Below are 20,258 nucleotides of genomic sequence, written 5' to 3'. Positions count from 1 at the left end.
CGAAACGGACCATTTGGTCCCATATCACCCTAGCGCTTTTCGTTTTGGCGCGTGCGGCGGTGTTCAGGTTTCAAGGTCTAACACTGTCGCACAACTGATTGGCCCAAGTGGACCGCGTCGGCATTAACGTGTTCAGGGTGCTGCAAGCCGAGTCCCGACTAGGGAATTGTTATGAGCCCGACCGAATTAGATTAATTTATAGGCTAACTTTAGGTTGATTGCGTAGGGATTGAGCGGTTTGCCTGCAAATTTTGCACCTGCTCACCCATCCAGCAACATCGCCTGACAAGATTGCACCTGAATCCGCGCCTGCTTTTTCGCCAAACGAGAACGACGCGGATCAGTGCCAAATTTGGCAGTCGTCAAAATGGCCGAGTGCGCCAATTTCGCCTCGACACGATGGCTTAACGTTTCGCGCGCACGATCACGCGGCATGATCGCCTGCAAAATGCTCACAAACCGTTGGCGTTGCGTTTGCCATGTATCGGCACGGGCATCGTTTACAAGCCAAGCATGCTCCATCTCGGCGGACATGCGGCCCGCGCAGCCGGCAAACACCAGGACAAGATCATCATTCGCATGCGCCGCCCCAGTCAATCCCATGACGATCAGAGCGCTAGATATCAGAGTTCTTAATCTGCTCATAATTACAGCATTGCAGTATAAATTACGTCGCGCAAGCGTGCAGTTTGAAAGCCTCAAAAGGTGAACTCATGCAGCTAGGCCGTTCAAAACCCATGAATGTATAACAAAAAAGGGCCGCGTCCTTTCGAACGCGGCCCCAATCCTTCAGTCGATCTTCGGCTTACTTGGCCAAAGAATCGCGGATTTGCAGCAGAATATCCAGCTCGGTCGGGCCGGCGGGTGCTTCTTCTACAACTTCCTCTTTTTTCGCAGCGGCTTCTTTGATCTTGGCGACTTGGCGCACCAGCATAAAGACCACAAAAGCGATGATCAGGAAGTTGATGATGGCCATGATGAATGAACCATAGGCGAACACGGCTGCACCGGCTTCGCGCGCGGCTTCAAGCGACGCACCGTCGGCAACTTCGCCGGATAGTACGAAATACATGTTGGTGAAATCGATGCCGCCCATGAACAAACCGATGAACGGGTTGATCAAATCAGCCACAAGCGATGCAACAATCGCTGTGAAGGCCGCGCCGATAATGATACCAACGGCCATGTCCATGACATTGCCCTTGGCGATGAAGTCTTTGAATTCGTTTAGCATATTCTCGTCCCTTGTTGGTCTTAGCGCACTATTGGTTGATTTTTGTGCACTTACGAACACAAGTTAACACATGTAAACACAACAGAAAGGGTATTTTCCGGTCAGTTTTCCCCTATGTCTTAGCCGTACCCAACAGGAGACATTCCACATGGCCGACCTCAGCGCTTTTCCGATCACACGCAAATGGACACCGCAGAACCCGGACGTGTTGCAGTTGTTTTCATACCCGACACCCAACGGGGTTAAAGCGTCCATCGCGCTCGAGGAAATGAACATCCCTTACGAGGCGCACCTCGTGACCCTTTCTGACGCAGACGTCAAAAGCCCGGAATTTCTGTCTTTGAATCCAAACAACAAAATCCCGGCGATTATTGACCCAAACGGTCCAGACGGCACGCCAGTCGGGTTATTTGAATCCGGAGCCATCTTAATTTATCTCGCGGAAAAATCCGGCATGCTTATAGGCGACACCGCCAGCGACCGCGCGCGGACGATTCAATGGGTGATGTTCCAAATGGGCGGACTTGGCCCGATGTTGGGGCAATTGGGCTTTTTCGTGAAATTCGCAGGCAGCGAATGGGAGGATAAACGCCCACAACAGCGTTATATTGACGAAGGTAAACGCTTGCTTGGCATGCTGGATAAACAGCTCGCCGACAAAGACTGGATCACAGGTGCTTATTCCATCGCCGACATCGCGATCGCACCGTGGCTCAATGCCCTCGACTTTTATCAAGCGAAAGAAACCATTGGTTGGGAAGATCACAAAAACCTCGTCGCCTACCTTGATCGGTTCATGGCGCGACCCGCAGTGGAGAAGGGCAAAAACATCCCGCCGCGTCCCTAAGTCTACTTTCAGTCCGGCAAAAATTTGACACCCGCTGCGCGTTTGCGAAAGCGCGCGGCGCGGTGTTCTTCAGGTCGTGCTACGCATCTGATCTGAAATCTTTTCAGCCATCATAATCGTAGGCGCATTGGTGTTGCCCCCAAGAAGGCGCGGCATAAGCGAGGCGTCGACCACCCGCAGCCCCGCAACCCCATGCACAAGACCCGTGGGATCCGTCACAGCCATATCGTCTTGCCCCATTCGACAGGTGCCAACCGGATGATAAATCGTATCTGAGCGCGCCCGAATATCGGCCTCAAGTGCTGCATCCGTTCCGTCATGGCCATATAGCTTCTTGCCTCGCCACGGCTCCAACTCTGGTGCATCAAGGATATCTTCCATCGCCCGTGCCCCACGCATTAAGGCAGTCAAATCACGCGGGTCATCCAAATAGTTCGGGTCAATTCGTGGCGGGGCAGCAGGATCAGATGATTGCAATCCCACATGCCCGCGGCTTTCAGGGCGCAAGGCACAAACATGGCAGGAATATCCAAAGCGCGTGTGAATTTTGCGCATGTGCTGATCGACGATTCCCACAACGAAATGCAATTGTAAGTCTGGCCGCGCCAAATCAGGCGAAGACTTAAGAAATGCGCCCCCTTCGGCAAAGGGCGACGCGAACAGACCCGTGCCATCTTTGCGCCACCGCAGCCCAGCGCGGGCAAGATCGGCCAACCCCTTCGGGCCCAGACCAACCACGTCATCCCGCTTGGAATGATAGCTGATGATATAATCCAAATGATCTTGCAAATTTTGCCCAACGCCGGGCAACTCGTGAACCACATCGATCCCATGCGCAGCCAATTCGTCGCGTGGCCCGATCCCCGACAACAACAAAAGCTGAGGCGATCCGAACGCACCGCCCGAAAGGATCACCTCGCGCCCCGCTTCGACAAATTTAATGCGCCCCGCGTGACGCACGCGGACACCAATGGCGCGGCCATCCATCATCTCGACTTTTTGCGCCATGGCGCGCGTCATCACGGTCAGATTAGATCGCCGCAAGACATCATCCGGCAAATAGGCGGCGGCCGCCGAACAGCGCTCCCCCTTGGCCGGGCCGGAATGCGCTTGGGTCACCTGATAGAGACCAATGCCCTCTTGATCCGGCCCATTGAAATCCGCGCGTTCAGGTATTTGCGCCGCCACCCCGGCCTTTATAAAAGCGTGGGTGATTGCGCGCGGCTCTGATTGATCAGCAACCTGCAAAGGGCCGTCACCGCCATGCAAATCGTCATTGCCCCAGACATTCCCTTCTGAGCGTTTGAAATAGGGAAGCACCGCATCCCAGTGCCACCCGTCCGCCCCCAGATCAGCCCATTCATCGTAATCAGATTGGTGGCCACGTACATACAGCATTGCGTTCATGGCGCTGGACCCGCCCAAAGCACGTCCACGTGGCTGAAACCCGCGCCGCCCGTTCAAACCGACCTGTGGTTCAGTGTGAAACGCCCAATTGTTGATCTTGGGGCGGCCAGAGATCATGCCAGCCACCAATGCCGGCGCGCGCACAAAGATGTCGCGCCCTGTTCCCCCGGCCTCGATCAAACAGACAGACACATTAGCGTCCTCACTCAATCTTGCGGCCATCACACATCCCGCAGACCCACCGCCTATGATCACGTAGTCAAATTTCATCGCTTCACCTTCTCTTAAGGCCACTTAAGCACAGACCCCGCGAATATCGACGCAATTTCCCGTGCGACGCACCTGTTTTCTGCATCAGAAAACAACCGGAGACCGCGTCGGTCTCCGTCTTACTTTGGATAAACACATGCGTTACAGTATCTCTGAACAGAGGTGCAAAGATGAGCAGAGCGCATCCACGATCCGTAAAAAACCGCCAGGTGTTCTACATCCCCGGCTATGATCCTATTCACCCCCGACGCTACCGCGAACTTTACCGCAAGGAGGGGCGCGATCAGGCGGCGATTTCTGGTTATGACATCACGTTAAACCCAGGAGAAACCAAACCGCATTATGGCTGGAAGGTCGACGCGCGGATAGATGGGACAGATGTTCATGCCGATGTCTCTGTTCTTGTCTGGTCCGACATTGTTCGCGACAGTATGGACGCCTCCATTGTTGACACATACGCGCAACTTTTGCGCACCGCTTGGATCTATATCGGCTCGGGCGCTTTGCGCCGTCTGATGCGGTTGCGAAAGGGGCCTGTCATCGCAGCACTTTACCCTGTGGGCATGTTACTAACTCAATTATTGATCGCATTGGCATTGTGGTACGCGCTGTTTGCGGTCGGGCATGGGCTTGCAGGTGGTGTTGGTGCGGTGATCGGAGCCGCGATAGGTCTTGCTGCCTTCGTTGCTATTTTGCGATGGTTCAAAGCCAAAGACGGCAAGTTCTTTGCCTATTACCTCATGCATGATTACGCCTATTCTGCGGCGTCTCGCGGTGCCAATCCGGCACCACTTGAGGCCCGCATGAAGTCGTTTCAAGATGCCATCGCGGCCGCATTACAAAGTGACGTGGACGAAGTTCTTGTTGTTGGCCATTCGTCAGGTGCGCATCTTGGCGTCTCGATCCTGTCGGACCTGATCCGCGATGGCCGGGTGCCCGCGGATGGGCCAAAGCTGTCATTCTTGTCTCTTGGGCAAGTCGTGCCAATGGTGTCATTCCTATCCGACGCGCACCGCCTTCGGGGCGACCTGCAATTTTTGTCGGCACGGGACGAACTGACTTGGGTGGACGTCACCGCACCCGGCGATGGCTGCGCCTTTGCGCTTTGTGATCCGGTGTCGGTTTCGGGCGTTGCCCCAGATGGGAAACGCTGGCCTTTGGTCTTTTCGGCGCAATTCACTCAAAGCCTAAGCCCTGAACGCTGGGCTGAACTTCGCTGGAAGTTCTTTCGGCTGCATTTCCAATATCTGTGCGCCTTTGATCGGCCGCTTGACTACGACTACTTCCAGATCACCGCCGGACCAAAAACATTGGCAGAGCGTTACGCAGACCGACCACCTAGTAAGTCGCGCATCGACCATGCCGTTTCCAAATACACTTCGGTCCGCCCATGAAGCCGCCAAAACCCGCCAGTCGCCCCGATCGTGTCTCGCTTTGGCGCTATATGCAGCTGTTTCGCCAAGACATTCTATCCGCGCAACCCGCCCGACTTTATCGCGCATGGATGGCCGAATTTCGCACCCCGTTCTTTCGCAGCTACATGATGAACCAGCCTGATCTGGTGAAAACTGTGTTAAAGGACCGCCCCGAAGATTTCCCTAAATCCGACCGCATCGGAGAAGGGCTGCGCCCGCTGCTGGGCAATTCGGTGTTTCTGACCAATGGCGAAACGTGGAAACGCCAGCGTCGCATTATTGATCCCGCGTTTGAAGGCGGACGCTTGCGCGAAACGTTCCCGGCGATGTGGGACGCCTCCGAAGCAGCGGCCGGGCGACTTCGTGAAGGCGTCAGCGAAATAGAGGCCCAAACCAGCCATGCAGCCGCGGATGTGATCTTTCGCACATTGTTCTCGATTCCCATCGAAAATGAACTGGCCGCGGCCGTGTTCGACGAATTCCGCATCTATCAACGCAGTCAGCCGATCTTGAATTTAGCCGCTTTTGTCCCGCTGCCTAAATGGATGCCCCGCCTGTTTCGTCGTGACACGCGTGCCAGTGCTGCGCGCATCCGCGATCTGATCGGACAATTAGTGGCAGCCCGCGCCGATGAAATCGCAAAAGGCACTGCACCGGACGATCTGGCCACCAAGATCATGACAACCCAAGACCCCGTGACCGGTGAAAAATTCGCGCCCGAAGAAATGATCGATCAGGTTGCAATTTTCTTTCTGGCAGGACACGAAACCAGCGCGTCAGCCTTAGCATGGGCCTTGTATCTTATGGCGCTCTATCCCGATTGGCAGGACAAGGTCGCAGCAGAAGCGCAGGCGCTCAGCACCTGCGATTTCTCTGTCATCTCGAAGCTTTCGGTGACCCGCGATGTCTTTCGCGAAACTCTGAGGTTGTATCCACCTGTGCCGATGATGGTGCGCGAAAACACTTGCCCTGAACACTTCCGTGACCGCGATGTTCCGAAAGGCTGCCAGCTGGTGCTTAGTCCGTGGCACCTGCATCGACACGAACGTCTTTGGGACCAACCAGACGATTTCGACCCGGCCCGGTGGCACACCGAAAACGGCAAGGCGTGTCAACGCGAGGCCTATATTCCATTTTCAGTCGGCGCGCGCGTGTGCACCGGCGCAGGATTTGCCATGGTCGAAGGCGTGCTGATTCTGGCGCGACTGCTCCGCGATTTTGAGGTCGAGACGGTCAATGGACGAAATCCCGTGCCCGTCGCGCACCTGACTGTGCGTGCACAGGACGGTATTTGGCTAAGGTTGCGCAAACGGCAGCGCTAACATTGCGCAAGTGGGTTTAACCCAACGGTTTTAATGGGTTAGGGGTTTTCAACAGATGTTGATAAAGCCGGAGATCCCAATGCCCGATTTTAAAAAGATGCGTGACCAAATGAAACAGGGGGCGGGGTTTATCGCCGCGCTGGATCAGTCAGGGGGCTCAACGCCCAAAGCTTTGGCGCTGTATGGCGTGGATGCAAACAACTATCCAAACGAAACCGCTATGTTTGCCGAGATTCAAAAGATGCGGGCGCGCATCATATCTGCACCGGATTTCACGAATGCCAAAGTGATCGGTGCGATCCTGTTTGAAAAGACGTTGCACGAGGACATCGATGACCAATCCGTACCTGAATATCTGTGGGCGCAGCGCGGGATTGTGCCATTTCTGAAAATTGACAAAGGCCTTCAGGACGAAACGGATGGTGTGCAGTTGCTAAACCCCATTCCCAATCTTGGATCGATGTTGGCTGAGGCCAAAGCGCTTGGGGTTTTTGGTACCAAGGCGCGTTCAGTGATCAACGCAGCCAATGTGAATGGCATTGAAAAGATCGTCGCCAACCAATTTGAAATCGCACATGAAGTGATTGCCAAAGGTATGGTGCCGATCATTGAACCGGAGATTGACATCCATTCAACATCAAAGGCGGAGGCAGAGACGTTGCTTGCGGCGGCTTTGCTAACGCAGTTGCAAAAGTTGCAGGATGGGCAAGACGTCATGTTGAAAGTAACCTTACCAGAGGTGCCCGGCATATATGATGCGCTGGCTGATCACCCTCGTGTGCTGCGGGTCGTTGCGTTGTCAGGTGGGTATTCGATGTCGGATGCAAGCGCGCGCTTGGCGCAGAACCACAAGATTATTGCCAGCTTCAGCCGCGCACTGACGCAAGGTTTGCAACGCGATATGTCCGATGCAGAATTTGCGGCGGCACTTGGGTCAAACATCGACGTTATCCACCGGGCATCGGTGGCTTAAACGGTCTCTGGCACACAGACCGGCTGGAAACTGTCATAGTTTCCAGCTGAGTTGCTGTTTTCGCGTCGAAAACAGGCCTGAGACCGTGTTGGTCTCCGGTTACCCGGGCAATGCGCCAGTCAGGACATATCGCAATATATCGACCACCTGCGCAGGTTCTTGCGCCACAGCCAATGCTGCTGCATCCACTTCTTTCAGCGCATGCGCATGATCTGATCCATGTAAAACAATCAAAGATTTCCCCAGCGCCGCCGCATAACCTGCGTCAAATGCCGCGTTCCATTGCTTGTACTGGTCCCCAAAGCGCACCACGACCACATCCGCGTCTGCAATCCCCTTACGGGTCCGGATTGCATTTACCTTAGCGCCTTTGTTGTCATGCCAAAACTTGTCCTGCTCTGCCCCCAGAATAGCGACACCGCAATCGTCGCTGGCCGCGTGATCCGTCACAGGACCGCTGAACGTCACATCCAGTTCTTTTGCACCGTCAATGATTTGTTCACGCCAGTCGGTATGAATTTCGCCAGAAAGATAAACAGTCAGCATGCGCATGCTCCTTAGATTAAGCGTTGGATGCATCCTGCCCCTTTAACACGCAATGGCAAGGGGCAGGTCCGCGCCTTTAGCCGCGCAGCGTGCCGCCTGTGGCTTTGGTCACTTTTTCGACGACCTTCAGGCCGACGGCTTCGATATCCGCATCTTTCAAGGTGGCCGCGCGCGGTTGCAACCGCACAGTGATCGCGAGCGATTTCTTACCTTCGCCCAGGCTGCCGCCAATGAACTCGTCAAAAACACGAACAGATTCGATCAAGCTTTTGTCCGCACCCTGTGCGGCATTGACCAAGGTCAACGCCTCGACCTCTGCATCGACCACGAAGGCAAAATCACGTTCGACCGCCTGCAAATCGCTGACATTCAAAGCGCCGCGATTTGCGCCCGCTTTGCGTGGCATCGGCACTTCTGCGGGCCACAAGGTAAAGGCCATCGCCGGGCCTTTGATGTCCATCGCATCAAGAACGCGCGGATGCAGTTCGCCAAACACACCCAGCACTTTTTTGGGGCCAAGACAGATCATCCCGTGACGACCCGGATGCCACCACCCCGCCGCACCGCGCAAAATTTGCACCTTCGCAGGCGCACCCATCGCAGCAAGCACCGCCTCTGCATCGACCTTTACGTCAAAGACATCAACGCCACGGGATTCACCCTGAACATCCTTTGGACCAGTGCGCCCCACAAGCAGCCCAGAGACCAGCAGATGTTGTTCCCCTGGTTCCCCACCATGAAAAGCTGGGCCAACTTCGAACAGCGACACATCCATGAGGCCACGCGCTTGATTGCGTGCCGCGGCTTGCAACAGCCCCGGCAGCAGATCCGGGCGCATGTGGCTCATGTCCGTCGAAATCGGGTTCTCGAGCCGTGTTGCATCATCGCCGCCACCGAACAACGCAGCCGAGGGCTGATCGATAAAGCTGTACGTCACACATTCGTTGTAACCCAAAGCAGCTGTTGTACGTCGTGCGATCTGTTCACGCCGCTGCATCGGCGTCATAACCGCCTTTGGCACACCATCGTTGATGCGTGGCAAAGGACGACCTTGCAGTTTTGTCAGCGACGCGATGCGCGCGACTTCTTCGACAAGGTCAGCTTCGCCCATCACATCAGGGCGCCAGCTGGGCACATGGGCCATGTCGCCTTCGAGGCGAAAGCCCAGCGCCGTGAGCGTCTGGCGTTGCTCGGATTCGGGAATGTCCATGCCCACAAGGCTTTGCACCCGTGCAGCATTCAACCGATAAGCGCGCGCCGTCTGCGGCACCTCACCAACCTGCACGCGGCTCGACACTTCGCCACCGGCATGTTCGACGATCATTTCGCACGCCATGTCGAGGCCCTGCGGCGTAAACGCGGGATCAATTCCGCGCTCAAAGCGATAACGCGCATCCGAATTGATCTTAAGCGCACGCCCAGTATAGGCCGTGCGCACTGGATCAAAATAGGCGGCTTCGACAAAGACATTCACGGTTTCAGCCGTACACCCACTGCGAGCGCCACCCATGACGCCCGCGATGCTTTCCACACCGTTTGCATCAGAAATAAGGGTCATGTCGGGGCCAAACGTGTATTCTTTGTCGTCAAGACCCATCAATGTCTCGCCACCCGCGGCGCGGTGCACCCGCAGAGAATCGCCTTCGATTTTGTCCGCATCAAAGACATGCAGAGGGCGATTTAAATCAAATGTGAAGTAGTTGGTGACATCCACAAGGAATGAAATTGGGCGCAGGCCAATGGCACGCAACCGATCTTGTAGCCACACTGGGCTTGGCCCATTCTGAACGCCACGAATATGGCGGCCGAAGAAGACGGGGCATTGGTCCAAGGTGTCCTCGTCAATCGCTACGGTGATGGGCGAAGGATAGTCCCCATCCAAATTTGTGTCCGGCAACGCGCGAAGAACGCCCAAATCACGCGCAGCCAAGTCGCGCGCGATTCCACGTACACCGAGCGCATCAGGTCGGTTCGGCGTGATGGCGATTTCAATCACCGGATCCACTTTCGCTGGATCGTTTTGGGCCAACCAGTCAACGAACCGATCACCGACATCGCCCGAAGGCAGTTCGATGATGCCGTCATGTTCGTCCGACAGCTCCATCTCGCGTTCGGATGCCATCATGCCAAAGCTTTCGATACCGCGGATTTTTCCCACACCGATGGTGGTGTCGATGCCCGGCACATAAACGCCCGGTTTGGCGACGACGACGGTGATCCCTTCGCGCGCGTTTGGAGCGCCGCAAATGATCTGTTTGGTGCCTTCATCGGTGTCGACTTGGCAAACCCGCAAGCGATCCGCGTCGGGGTGCTTTTCAGCGCTGATGACTTTGCCGATGGTAAAATCGGCTAGCTTGGCACCGCGATCTTCGACGCCTTCCACTTCAAGACCAAGATCGGTCAATGCATACGTGATCTCGTCCACAGTTGCGGTCGTGTCGAGGTGCTCTTTCAGCCAGGAAAGCGTGAATTTCATCGGTCAATTGCCCTTGGATACGCGGTGGCACTGCAATGGCAAAGATCGCGCCAAGGTGCAAGTATGGCGCAGGACACCTGCGCCTTACAATTACCCCGCCTCAGGTAAGGCGCAGGTGTCCTGCGCCAGCCTTTAGGGGTACACAGGCGGACGATCCAACAGTTCATCCAGTTGCCTTGCAATCCACCCGTGGGGAATGAAGTGCCCGCCAGGATGAACATCAAGGCTGACTTTTTGGTCGCCCGCGCAATCCCAAGTACGTCGCGTCAGCGTCAAAATTTCGACGGCTGACCATTCTGCTGGCGTGCTCGCTGGCTCTTCGCAGCCCATCTTGGACCGCCACAGCGCCACCGGTCCCGTTTCGTCGCCACCGGGACCAAAGGGAAAGTCCAGCACGTTATCCTTTAGCCCGTGCACATGGCGTACTTCTTGCGGCGCTTGTGCGCAGTCATTACTGCCCACAATGCCGGAAATGCCCAATAGCGCACGGATGTTCATCTCTTCACCGCGATCACAGGCCACACGCCACGCCATAATCGATCCATAAGAATACCCCGACACAAAGATGTTGTCTGGATCGATCGGATAGCGCTTGATCACATCCTCAAGAACATCCGCCGCAAATTGTACGTCATCGGTTTCCGGCGACCACATATCCCACGTTTTACGCTGACCATTGGGCGCAATCAGCAAAACACCGCGTCGCCGCGTTGCACCAGAAATCCGCTGGTGTTTGACAGGCAATGCGCCTGTACGTTGCCAACCGTGAAAATGGATAACCACTGGCATGGGGCTGGTCCCATCCCAATCGTCGGGTTCTTTAACGTGGTAGGACCGATCCCCCAACTCACACGGCACATCCAAAACGCATTCGCGTTTGGAAGGCCCCATAGCGACGGCAGGAGCGGCCCAAATCAGGGCCATCAGGCAAATTATATATTTCATAAATCGCAAATTACGGCACCCGCAGGCGGTGTCACGTCAAATTATCGTGGTTATCACAATTGCGCTGTTTTACCGCGCTCAACTAAGAAACCGTCAAAAGGGATCACCCTTCGAATACTGACCAGCCCGTGAAACGCGCCACATGATTGGCCGCCTCAGTTCCCACTTGAGAGTTCCCGTAATTGTTCAAACCCGGAGACCAAACCGCAATTGACGCCTTGCCCGGTGCGATGATCAGAATGCCACCGCCCACACCACTTTTCCCTGGCAAGCCAACGCGAAACGCAAAATCGCCCGACCCATCGTAATGCCCACACGTCATCATCAACGCATTGATGCGCCGCGCCTGTTGCCGCGACAACTGCATCGGCGCATTGGGAAACCGGGCAAAGATCCGCCCTGCCCGCGCAAGCTGATCTGTGGTCATCGCGATGGCACATTGGTGAAAATAAGTGCCAAGGGTAAGATCGGCGGAATTTTTCAGGTTGCCAAACGATGCAAGGTAGTGGGCCAAAGCCACATTGCGATGTCCCGTAGATTTCTCAGACTGAGCCACCGATTTGTCGATGTGGATGTCATCATCCTCGGCCGCTGCCCGTAAGAATTCCAGTAACTCTGTTAACGTGTCGCGTGGCATCCGCCCTTCAAGCAGCGCATCGGTGGTAACCAACGCGCCTGCATTGATGAATGGATTGCGCGGGCGTCCTGCTTCACGCTCAAGCAAAACGATTGAATCAAAAGACGTACCCGACGGTTCGCGGCCAACCCGGTTCCAAAGTTGATCGCCGATGCGACCCAACACACAGGCCAAAGTAAACACCTTGGACACGCTTTGAATGGAAAAAGGCGTTTTATTTTGCCCCGCAGACAACACCCGCCCATCCGGCAACGCCACGGAAATTGCGAACTGTTTAACAGGTACATCCGCAAGTTCAGGGATGTAATCTGCGACCTTACCCCATTCGGTCCGGTCACGCATCGTCGCATTCAATTCATCCAGAAAGGACTGCAACGCTTCGGGCGATGTGGTGTCCACAGGCGATGTCCTTTTGAGGGGTTACCTGCTCAGACCACCGTGCAGCGTCGGCACATCCAAAGCCGAAAACCCGTAATGGCGCAACCAACGCAGGTCACTGTCAAAGAAAGCGCGCAAATCGGGAATGCCGTATTTCAGCATCGCGATACGGTCGATCCCCATACCAAAGGCAAAGCCCTGCCATTCTTCTGGATCAATGCCGCCAGCTTGCAGCACCTTGGGGTGCACCATGCCAGATCCAAGAATTTCAAGCCAGTCATCGCCCTCGCCGACTTTCAGCGTGCCCCCTTCCCAAGAACAGCGAATGTCGACTTCGGCCGATGGTTCGGTGAACGGGAAGTGGGATGCGCGGAAACGCAGATCAACGCCGTCAACTTCGAAATAGGATTTAACGAACTCTTCGAGAACCCATTTAAGGTTCGCCATCGAGATATCCTTGTCGATGGCAAGACCTTCGACCTGATGAAACATAGGCGTGTGGGTCTGATCATAGTCCGCACGGTACACACCGCCGGGACAAATGATGCGGGTCGGAGCGCCTGTAGCCTCCATGCTGCGAATTTGCACAGGGGAAGTATGGGTGCGCAGCACGTGAGGGGGGCGATCGTCACCCTCTGCACGGTGCATATAGAACGTGTCCATTTCGGCGCGCGCCGGGTGGTGGCCTGGAATATTCAACGCATCAAAGTTGTACCAATCGGTATCGATGCGCGGCCCTTCAGCCACAGAAAAACCCATTTCAGAGAAAATAGCGGTCACTTCCTCGCTAACTTGAGAAATCGGGTGCAGCGTGCCTTGCGTGCGGTGACGCGACGGCAAAGTCACATCCAACCATTCACTGCGCAGACGTTCATCCAGCGCCGCATCGCCAAGGGCGGACTTTTTCGCCGCAAGCGCGCTGTTGATTTCATCCTTGAGAGCATTCAGCGCCGGTCCCGCGACCTGACGCTCTTCTGGGGTCATGCGTCCCAGCTCGCGCATTTTCAGTGCGACTTCGCCTTTTTTACCTACGGCAGCAAGGCGGATGGCCTCCAACGCAGGCTCGTCAGCCGCGTCTGCGATCTGGGTCAGGTACTTTGCTTTGAGATCATCCATCGTTTCGGCTCCGCTCAGGCTTTGTGGCGGAGTAATCATTCAGCTCCCAAGGTGCAAGACAAGAGCAAGGCCGCACAGAAAACGCGCCATTCATGCCACGATGGCCTGAAACAGCCTTGGATACCACACACACGATTTTGTTACTGTTGAAATGCGCCACACTTTATGATTGTGTTAGATCAATATTTGGTGATTGCGTGCCGTGTAGCCACAAGCAGCACGTACTTTTTGAAATTTCGTCCCGCAATCACCCTGCACGCCTTATTTTGGCATTGTCTTTCGGGGGACTGACACATGAGCAACCTAACAAGTGATTGCAGCGACACGTCTGCAACCGACAATTCAAACAATTCTAACGGTCGATCCAGGTCACGGATAATTGGCATCATTGGCGGCGTTGCTTTGCTTTTAATGTTCACCGGCCTATTGATTAGCACTACAATATTGCTGGCCAACAAACACTCAGCAGATCAAGCGCAACTGCGCGCTGCCGAACCTAGAACCGCACAAGTGTCCGCAGCTTCGGAGGTTCCCGGAACGACTTCAACACCAACGCGCGCCAGCGAAGTCACCCGTAGCAATGCAGGCATCGCAAACCTAACAGGCACCGAGCTCCCCAAATCTGCGGCCAACGCCACGGCGCAACGGTCTTTTGACGCCGCATTGCAAGAGGCCGCCATTGCCACCCAACAAGTCACTGCATTGGAACAAACATTTAAGCTACCGGACTGCGTTGCCGAGCTACAGGAACTGATCCAAACCGTGCGCGTCGGTTTTGCGGTCGGATCACGCCAACCTCTTCTTCAAGACATGGCCGGTGCACGGCACATCGCAACCATTGTTGCTGATTGTGAACCCGTGATGGTCGCCGTCGAAGGCCATTCTGACCTAACCGGAGAAGAACAGAACAACATGAACCTAAGCTGGATTCGTGCTGACGCCGTAATCACCCACCTACGCGACGAAGGCTTTGACGTAAAAGCTTTGGAACCGCTTGGATTTGGGGCCCGCAAACCAATTGATCCACGCGTGACGCCAGAGGCAAACGCGCTCAATCGTCGTGTGCAATTCCACCTTGCGCCACGCCCTGGCACGGATGCAGCGCTTTTTGCAGAAAATTAACGGGCGAGGACCGACTTTCCGATACAAAACATCGGAAAAATCACGGTCCTCCCCCCCTGATTCGAAAAAAAACGAATCAAATGGGTAAAAAAACGAATCACCACGCCTCGAGACTATTGAGTAATGATTCGCGATATGTTTCTGTCTCCACTATGGGTAGGCAGTCACGGCCCCGCTACTGCCATATATGCGGGTCGACGACAAAATGAGCTATGGCGCAGACCCTATATTGGACAACTTGTCTGGTCTTTGGGGGACAGTACATTGGCAAAACTAACCATGAATTCGCCCGGCGGTCATGCGCCGCGGCAATCTGAATTTTCGCAATCACAAAGCAGTTCCATGCCAGTTTGGGTTTGGGCCGTAGGAGGACTGGCGTTTTTGTTCATGTTCGCAGGTTTGGTGGTCACCACTACCCTGTTGATCGTGCAATCCAATCGCTCAGATCAAGTGCGCGAGATTGCAACGCAGCTGAATGAACCGTCTTACGCCGAAGTCGAGACAGATGTTGTGACCCGCCAGGACGTTAACATTCTAGAAGCCGACGTCGCCCAAGCGGCAGCCGCACCGGCCACGCCCGAAGTCGTCGCCGCCGTTGCAGCCCCGACACCGGCCCCGGTTCAGCCCGAAACCCGTGTCGCCAGCGCTTCCATCCCGCCCGTGCGATTGGGTGCCGCGCACCGCTACCGGGTGCCAAGCTGTGTTGATTACCTTGATACACTTGTAAAAATCACCAACGTACGCTTTGCCGTAGGCAGCGATGCACCCATCGACGCAGACATGCCCCGCGTTCGTAACATTGCCACAGCCGTTTCCACCTGCGACGAAGTCAAAGTCATCGTCGAAGGCCATTCGGATCGCCAAGGCAACCCAGAACTAAACATGAGACTGAGCTGGTTCCGTGCACAGTCCATCATTGATCAGTTGCAAAAAGAAGGCTTCGAAATCACCGCGTTGCAACCACGCGGCTTTGGCGCCGAACGACCCATTAACCTGTCGGGCACAACCTCGGGCGAGGCGGAAAACCGTCGGGTCCAATTCGCGCTTGCACCACGGGGCGCCGCACCGGCGACCCCAGCAAGCGATCGGTAAGACCGGCGCGAGCGCAAGACAGGGCGCCCTCCCCCCTTACCCCAAAGAGACAAAAGCCTCGCCGAAATCGGCGGGGCTTTTTGCATTTCTAAGCACCGTTCAACCTGCATGCAGCACTCCAGCCAGTGGTTGAAAATATTCAACTCACGGCCTTTGCAGAAACCTTAAGTTCGGACGAAACAGAGCGCCCCTCGTGCGTGTTGATCGTTGACCCCGATTTATACACCTCAGGTCTCAAAACAATACGGTCCTACTCGACGTGCCTGACGACGAAGACGCAGAAGCGCTTTAACGCGACAGGCATTATTCCAATTTTAGAAGGGGACGCGCAGCAATTTGAAGAGACAAACCTTGAATCTGAATTTGGCAACACGCGGTTAAACTTCGACCACCACGGCGTTGAACCTAATCAAATTGCCAACGCATAAGCCTTAGAAAACCAACTTCCAAAAGAACTGATTTGCATCCCTGCCCTCTTCTTGCTTGGCTTGACCGGTTGGTTGCAGTCTCGACGCGTGCGCATTCTCAAAGCAATGTAGCGCCTACCCGAACGGCCCAGCAGCATCGAACCACTGAGCGCCGGACCGCCCATCGTAAGGAATCACGTCACGTTTGAGCCGGGAAATAGGGTGAATGGTGGGACATAGCTGGGTCGAACCGTTGCACTCAGCGTTGCGGCGTCAGTCGTTGCGTAAGTCAGCGCCTATCCTGAGGATAGCGCGCGACATCTGTGCTGGGAAAAAAGAGAATGGTGGAGCATAGCGGGATCGAACCGCTGACCTCCTGCATGCCATGCAGGCGCTCTCCCAGCTGAGCTAATGCCCCAATCTCTTGGGCGACTGTTACCAGTCGATGCGCCGCTGATTAGGCGCTTTGCCGAACGGGATCAAGCGAAAAGAACCCGTTCGGCTGGTCTTATTTAGCTATCGTCTTCGGGCGTGGCGACGTCAGCGATTTCTTCGAGCGGAACTGTATCCTCGTCCTCGTCGTCATCATCCAGCAGATCGTCATCCAGATCCACATCAACGTCATCATCATCAACCACTTGATCCTCGTCATCCGAGGCCGTCTCGGCCTTGGCCTTGGCTGTGACTGCGTCTTCGGCGTCAGCCGCGATCATGCGGGTTTTGGTGCTGTCTACTTCGACCACATCGCCCGTATAGGGGCTGACGATGGGCGAACGGTTCATGTCGTAAAACCGTTTACCCGTGGTTGGGCAGAGGCGTTTGGTGCCCCATTCTTCCTTTGGCATCGGTAATCCTTGTCTATCCTGAGGGCCAATACGCGAAAGCGCAAACAGCCCGTCTATATTGCGGCGATTCTGGGCAAGTGCCATAAGGTCGGCACGGAGTCAAAGCCTTATGGCGAGATGGGGGATTTGGGATGGGTGAACGTGTCCTTAAAGGGGATCCGGATATCACTGTGACATTGCGCAAATCTGCGCGTGCGCGCCGCATGACATTGCGCATTTCGCAATTAGATGGCCGCGTCACTTTGACCATGCCCAATCGCGTCCCTGAACGCGAGGCCTTGGCCTTTGCCCAAGAAAAGCACGGCTGGATTTGCAAGCATCTTGCCGCTTGGGAAGGCACAGTGCCTGTCGGGTTGAATGTTGCCTTGCCGGTGGACGGGGTTTTACGGACAGTTGTAGGCGGCCAAGGTCGTGCCGTGCAGCTAGAGGACGACGCTTTGGCTGTGCCGGGCCCTGAGGCCCGCGTACCAGCCCGCGCATTGGGGTTCTTAAAAGCGCGCGCGCGGGATCGATTGGCCGCGGCCAGCGATCATTACGCAGCACTTTTGGGGCGCAGCTATAGCGGGATCAGTATTCGGGACACGCGGTCGCGTTGGGGGTCGTGTTCCAGCGCCGGTAAGTTGATGTATTCATGGCGCTTGATTATGGCGCCTCCGGCTGTTTTGGATTACGTCGCGGCCCACGAGGTGGCCCATCTGGCGCAAATGAACCATTCGCCCGCGTTTTGGGCCGAAGTCAGCCGAATTTATGGACCCTATGACGCCCCCCGCAATTGGTTGCGCAGTGATGGCAACGCGTTGCACCGATATCGCTTTGGCGATTGACCGCGGCCAAGACTTGTGATCACAAATCAACATGCAACCTTTATCCCGCCCCCGAGACGCCTCGACCGCCGCTCATGATCAGGTCTATCGCCGCTTGCGGTCCCGTATCATGCATGGCGACATCCCCCCCGGCACAGCACTGACATTGCGCGGCATCGGCAAGCAATACGAGGTGTCCATGACCCCGGCGCGCGAGGCGGTGCGTCGACTGGTGGCTGAGGGCGCGTTGACACTGTCGCAATCGGGACGTGTCTCCACGCCAGAATTGACCAACGAGCGGATCGAGGAATTGGCCGCCTTGCGCGCTTTGATCGAAGTCGAGCTAGCCACACGCGCCTTGCCGCGTGCGCACTTGGCGTTGATCGAACGGTTGCAAACCATCAATTCAGCAGTGTCCGAAGCTGTCGCGCACCGCGACGCGGTCAGCTATATCCGGACCAATCTGGAATTTCACCGCACCTTTTATTTGCGCGCTCAGGCGCCGGCTATGCTGGCGATGGCCGAAACAGTATGGCTACAGATGGGGCCAACCATGCGGTCGCTCTATGGGCGTTTGCGTCGAACCGAACCGCCGCATTACCATCGCTTGATCATCGCGGCATTACGAGCCGGAGACGAGCCGGGGCTGCGCCTTGCGGTGCGCTCGGACGTCACACAAGGGCTGAGAATGTTGGCAAGCTAGCGGCGCGCTAAAATCTCTGGACCCCGAAGCCTGTTTAGACCCGTCGCGACTGATGAGTGGTCGCCAAACGCAGCGAGAATTTTTCAAGCTGAAATTTCATTTCTCAACCAGTTTTTGTGCTGAAACCTGATGCCAACAATCATCCAAATCACCATCACCTGAGTGCCGCAACGCTACGGTATATTGATCGTCCATCAGATGAGTTGCGTGTCCTGCCCGCCTACGTGATTTTTAGCGGGCGCGCGGCTTATGCCGAATATCGGCATCAATGCACGGCGTGGGCCAAGGGCGTTGCCACTGATTACGAAGTTCGCTGACGATCAAAAAGAATGCGGGCCGCATGACCCATATGGCAAACACCTCGCAAGGCATCTCTCAGATACGGGCGTATTGTAGGTGCATGCAATGGATGCCGCCGCCCGATAGGCCGGGCGCAGAAGTCATTTTCGAACTGCCCGGCATGACCCTTGATACCGCGGTCGAAGAAAAACCGCCGTTGCGTCGTGCTTAGGCGGCAAGACCGCTTTGACCCAGACCGATGAATTTAGCGCGTCGATCTGCAATCAAGGCTTTAGCGTCTTTGGAACTAAGGTCCGCCAACATCCCTGAAATCGCTTTACCAACGGACGCAATGGTTGCTTCTTTGGCGCGGTGCGCGCCGCCGACAGCTTCGGGAATAATCCGGTCAATGACACCAAGCTGCTTGAGATCTTGCGCCGTAAGACGCAGGGCCTCGGCGGCTTCGCGCATCTTTTCGGAATCTTTCCAAAGAATCGAAGCACAGCCTTCGGGGCTGATCACGGAATAAACCGAATGTTCCAGCATTGCGATGCGGTTGGTCGTCGCAAAAGCCACCGCTCCACCAGAACCGCCTTCGCCGATAACGACGGAAACCATCGGCACGCCGATTTGTAGGCACTTTTCAGTGGACCGGGCAATCGCTTCGGATTGCCCGCGTTCTTCTGCACCTTTGCCGGGGTACGCGCCCGGCGTGTCCACCAAAGTGATGACCGGTAAGTTAAAGCGGTGCGCTATGTCCATCAATCGGATTGCTTTGCGGTATCCTTCTGGCCGGGCCATGCCGAAATTGCGTGCGATGCGCGATTTGGTGTCACTGCCTTTTTCGTGGCCAATGACCATGACGGGCTGGTCGTTAAAGCGCGCAAGCCCGCCCATGACGGCATGATCGTCGGCAAAGTTGCGATCTCCGGCCAGCGGCGTGTATTCGGTGAAAAGCGTGTCGATGTATTCGTTGCAATGTGGGCGATCGGGGTGGCGCGCGACTTGGCATTTGCGCCAAGGCGTCAGGTTTTTATAGAGATCCTGCAACAAAACATCGGCTTTGCCATCCAAAGCGGCGGCTTCATCAGCGACATCCATGTCCTCGTTCTGACGGGCAAGCGCGCGGAGTTCTTCGGCTTTGCCTTCGATTTCGGCCAGTGGCTTTTCGAATTCCAGATATTGCGTCATGTGCCCGTCTCCGATTGCGTTTCACGCTATATGGCTGGCGGGCGTGATATTTGCAATATTTAGGGAAAGACAACGGGGTAAAGCGAGACAACAAGCAGTGCGCCCATCGTCCAGTTGAACACAACCAAGCGTGCGCGATTGGTCAGCACCCGCGCCATCTGTTGGCCCATCACCGTCCAAACCGTGATGGAAGGCAGGTTGATCGCACCAAACACCAGTGCCACCAACGCGATTGCCGCAAGCGTTGTGT

The 20,258-nt window shown here is 55.7% G+C and carries 20 protein-coding genes, 1 tRNA gene and 1 pseudogene; 10 read left to right on the top strand and 12 right to left on the bottom strand.

All coding sequences use genetic code 11. The features are described from left to right. Positions 1–261: 261 nt before the first annotated feature. Together ABJF76_RS09140 and mscL are read right to left on the bottom strand one after the other, a co-directional pair. On the bottom strand, positions 262–645 hold the full coding sequence (locus ABJF76_RS09140) for a hypothetical protein (RefSeq protein WP_413822125.1): 384 nt from the start codon (positions 643–645) through the stop codon (positions 262–264). A gap of 160 nt (positions 646–805) precedes the next feature. Further along, a complete protein-coding gene (gene mscL / locus ABJF76_RS09135; RefSeq protein WP_413822124.1) occupies positions 806–1,234 on the bottom strand; it encodes a large conductance mechanosensitive channel protein MscL in 429 nt (142 codons plus the stop codon). A gap of 148 nt (positions 1,235–1,382) precedes the next feature. Between mscL and ABJF76_RS09130 the strand changes: the two genes are divergently transcribed. After that, a complete protein-coding gene (locus tag ABJF76_RS09130; RefSeq protein ID WP_413822123.1) occupies positions 1,383–2,081 on the top strand; it encodes a glutathione S-transferase family protein in 699 nt (232 codons plus the stop codon). A 69-nt stretch (positions 2,082–2,150) separates the two neighbouring features. Here the strand turns inward: ABJF76_RS09130 and ABJF76_RS09125 are convergent, their stop codons facing one another. Then, positions 2,151–3,758 carry a GMC family oxidoreductase gene (locus ABJF76_RS09125; protein ID WP_413822122.1) on the bottom strand — a complete coding sequence of 536 codons (1,608 nt, stop codon included), beginning with the start codon at positions 3,756–3,758 and terminating at the stop codon, positions 2,151–2,153. Between the two features lie 170 nt (positions 3,759–3,928). On the opposite strand from ABJF76_RS09125, the gene ABJF76_RS09120 reads away from it, so the two are divergent. The 3 genes from ABJF76_RS09120 (at position 3,929) to ABJF76_RS09110 (ending at position 7,468) form a co-directional block, all read left to right on the top strand. Further along, on the top strand, positions 3,929–5,152 hold the full coding sequence (locus tag ABJF76_RS09120; protein WP_413822121.1) for a hypothetical protein: 1,224 nt from the start codon (positions 3,929–3,931) through the stop codon (positions 5,150–5,152). After that, on the top strand, positions 5,149–6,495 hold the full coding sequence (locus tag ABJF76_RS09115) for a cytochrome P450 (protein ID WP_413822120.1): 1,347 nt from the start codon (positions 5,149–5,151) through the stop codon (positions 6,493–6,495). Before ABJF76_RS09120 ends, ABJF76_RS09115 begins: the two co-directional genes overlap by 4 nt. A 79-nt stretch (positions 6,496–6,574) precedes the next feature. After that, a complete protein-coding gene (locus ABJF76_RS09110; RefSeq protein ID WP_413822119.1) occupies positions 6,575–7,468 on the top strand; it encodes a fructose bisphosphate aldolase in 894 nt (297 codons plus the stop codon). Positions 7,469–7,567: 99 nt separating this feature from the next. Here the strand turns inward: ABJF76_RS09110 and ABJF76_RS09105 are convergent, their stop codons facing one another. The 5 genes from ABJF76_RS09105 to pheS form a co-directional block, all read right to left on the bottom strand. Then, entirely contained in the window at positions 7,568–8,014 is a 447-nt protein-coding gene (locus ABJF76_RS09105; RefSeq protein WP_413822118.1) for a YtoQ family protein, read from the bottom strand. 76 nt (positions 8,015–8,090) lie between these two features. Continuing rightward, complete coding sequence (gene pheT / locus ABJF76_RS09100) at positions 8,091–10,490, bottom strand: phenylalanine--tRNA ligase subunit beta (RefSeq protein ID WP_413822117.1); 2,400 nt, start codon at positions 10,488–10,490, stop codon at positions 8,091–8,093. A gap of 132 nt (positions 10,491–10,622) precedes the next feature. Continuing rightward, on the bottom strand, positions 10,623–11,435 hold the full coding sequence (locus ABJF76_RS09095) for an alpha/beta hydrolase family esterase (RefSeq protein WP_413822116.1): 813 nt from the start codon (positions 11,433–11,435) through the stop codon (positions 10,623–10,625). A 103-nt stretch (positions 11,436–11,538) separates the two neighbouring features. Continuing rightward, positions 11,539–12,471 (bottom strand): glutaminase, encoded by a 933-nt coding sequence (locus ABJF76_RS09090; RefSeq protein WP_413822115.1) that lies wholly within the window; start codon positions 12,469–12,471, stop codon positions 11,539–11,541. Between the two features lie 21 nt (positions 12,472–12,492). Beyond that, positions 12,493–13,566, bottom strand: a complete 1,074-nt coding sequence (gene pheS / locus ABJF76_RS09085; protein ID WP_413822302.1) for a phenylalanine--tRNA ligase subunit alpha — start codon at positions 13,564–13,566, stop codon at positions 12,493–12,495. 294 nt (positions 13,567–13,860) lie between these two features. On the opposite strand from pheS, the gene ABJF76_RS09080 reads away from it, so the two are divergent. The 3 genes from ABJF76_RS09080 (at position 13,861) to ABJF76_RS09070 (ending at position 16,208) form a co-directional block, all read left to right on the top strand. Continuing rightward, positions 13,861–14,688, top strand: coding sequence for an OmpA family protein (locus ABJF76_RS09080; RefSeq protein WP_413822114.1), 828 nt, complete (start codon positions 13,861–13,863; stop codon positions 14,686–14,688). 342 nt (positions 14,689–15,030) lie between these two features. Further along, a complete protein-coding gene (locus ABJF76_RS09075) occupies positions 15,031–15,780 on the top strand; it encodes an OmpA family protein (RefSeq protein ID WP_413822427.1) in 750 nt (249 codons plus the stop codon). 125 nt (positions 15,781–15,905) lie between these two features. Beyond that, positions 15,906–16,208, top strand: a complete 303-nt coding sequence (locus ABJF76_RS09070) for a hypothetical protein (RefSeq protein WP_413822112.1) — start codon at positions 15,906–15,908, stop codon at positions 16,206–16,208. A 321-nt stretch (positions 16,209–16,529) separates the two neighbouring features. Here ABJF76_RS09070 and ABJF76_RS09065 read toward each other — a convergent pair. Next, positions 16,530–16,605, bottom strand: a tRNA-Ala gene (locus tag ABJF76_RS09065). A gap of 94 nt (positions 16,606–16,699) precedes the next feature. Then, on the bottom strand, positions 16,700–17,032 hold the full coding sequence (locus ABJF76_RS09060; protein WP_413822111.1) for a TIGR02300 family protein: 333 nt from the start codon (positions 17,030–17,032) through the stop codon (positions 16,700–16,702). A 131-nt stretch (positions 17,033–17,163) separates the two neighbouring features. Between ABJF76_RS09060 and ABJF76_RS09055 the strand changes: the two genes are divergently transcribed. The 3 genes from ABJF76_RS09055 to ABJF76_RS09045 all read left to right on the top strand — a co-directional run bounded on the left by ABJF76_RS09055 (position 17,164) and on the right by ABJF76_RS09045 (position 19,049). Then, positions 17,164–17,856 carry a M48 family metallopeptidase gene (locus tag ABJF76_RS09055; protein ID WP_413822110.1) on the top strand — a complete coding sequence of 231 codons (693 nt, stop codon included), beginning with the start codon at positions 17,164–17,166 and terminating at the stop codon, positions 17,854–17,856. Positions 17,857–17,887: 31 nt separating this feature from the next. Next, positions 17,888–18,538, top strand: coding sequence for a GntR family transcriptional regulator (locus ABJF76_RS09050; RefSeq protein ID WP_413822109.1), 651 nt, complete (start codon positions 17,888–17,890; stop codon positions 18,536–18,538). A 340-nt stretch (positions 18,539–18,878) separates the two neighbouring features. Beyond that, positions 18,879–19,049, top strand: coding sequence for a hypothetical protein (locus ABJF76_RS09045; protein WP_413822108.1), 171 nt, complete (start codon positions 18,879–18,881; stop codon positions 19,047–19,049). On the opposite strand, the gene ABJF76_RS09040 is transcribed toward ABJF76_RS09045, so the two are convergent. Both ABJF76_RS09040 and ABJF76_RS09035 read right to left on the bottom strand, forming a co-directional pair. Beyond that, the gene (locus ABJF76_RS09040; protein WP_413822107.1) at positions 19,046–20,008 is read right to left on the bottom strand and encodes an acetyl-CoA carboxylase carboxyltransferase subunit alpha; all 963 of its coding nucleotides are present in this window, start codon (positions 20,006–20,008) and stop codon (positions 19,046–19,048) included. The genes ABJF76_RS09045 and ABJF76_RS09040 overlap by 4 nt on opposite strands. A 59-nt stretch (positions 20,009–20,067) precedes the next feature. Next, positions 20,068–20,258 (bottom strand): annotated as a pseudogene (locus tag ABJF76_RS09035) (LysE family translocator); the annotation flags it as partial.

The organism is Tateyamaria sp. (assembly GCF_039940735.1).
In the GTDB taxonomy this organism is placed as follows: Bacteria; Pseudomonadota; Alphaproteobacteria; order Rhodobacterales; family Rhodobacteraceae; genus Tateyamaria.
Note: the sequence above shows the minus strand (reverse complement) of the source record. Positions and strands in the feature narration are given on the sequence as shown.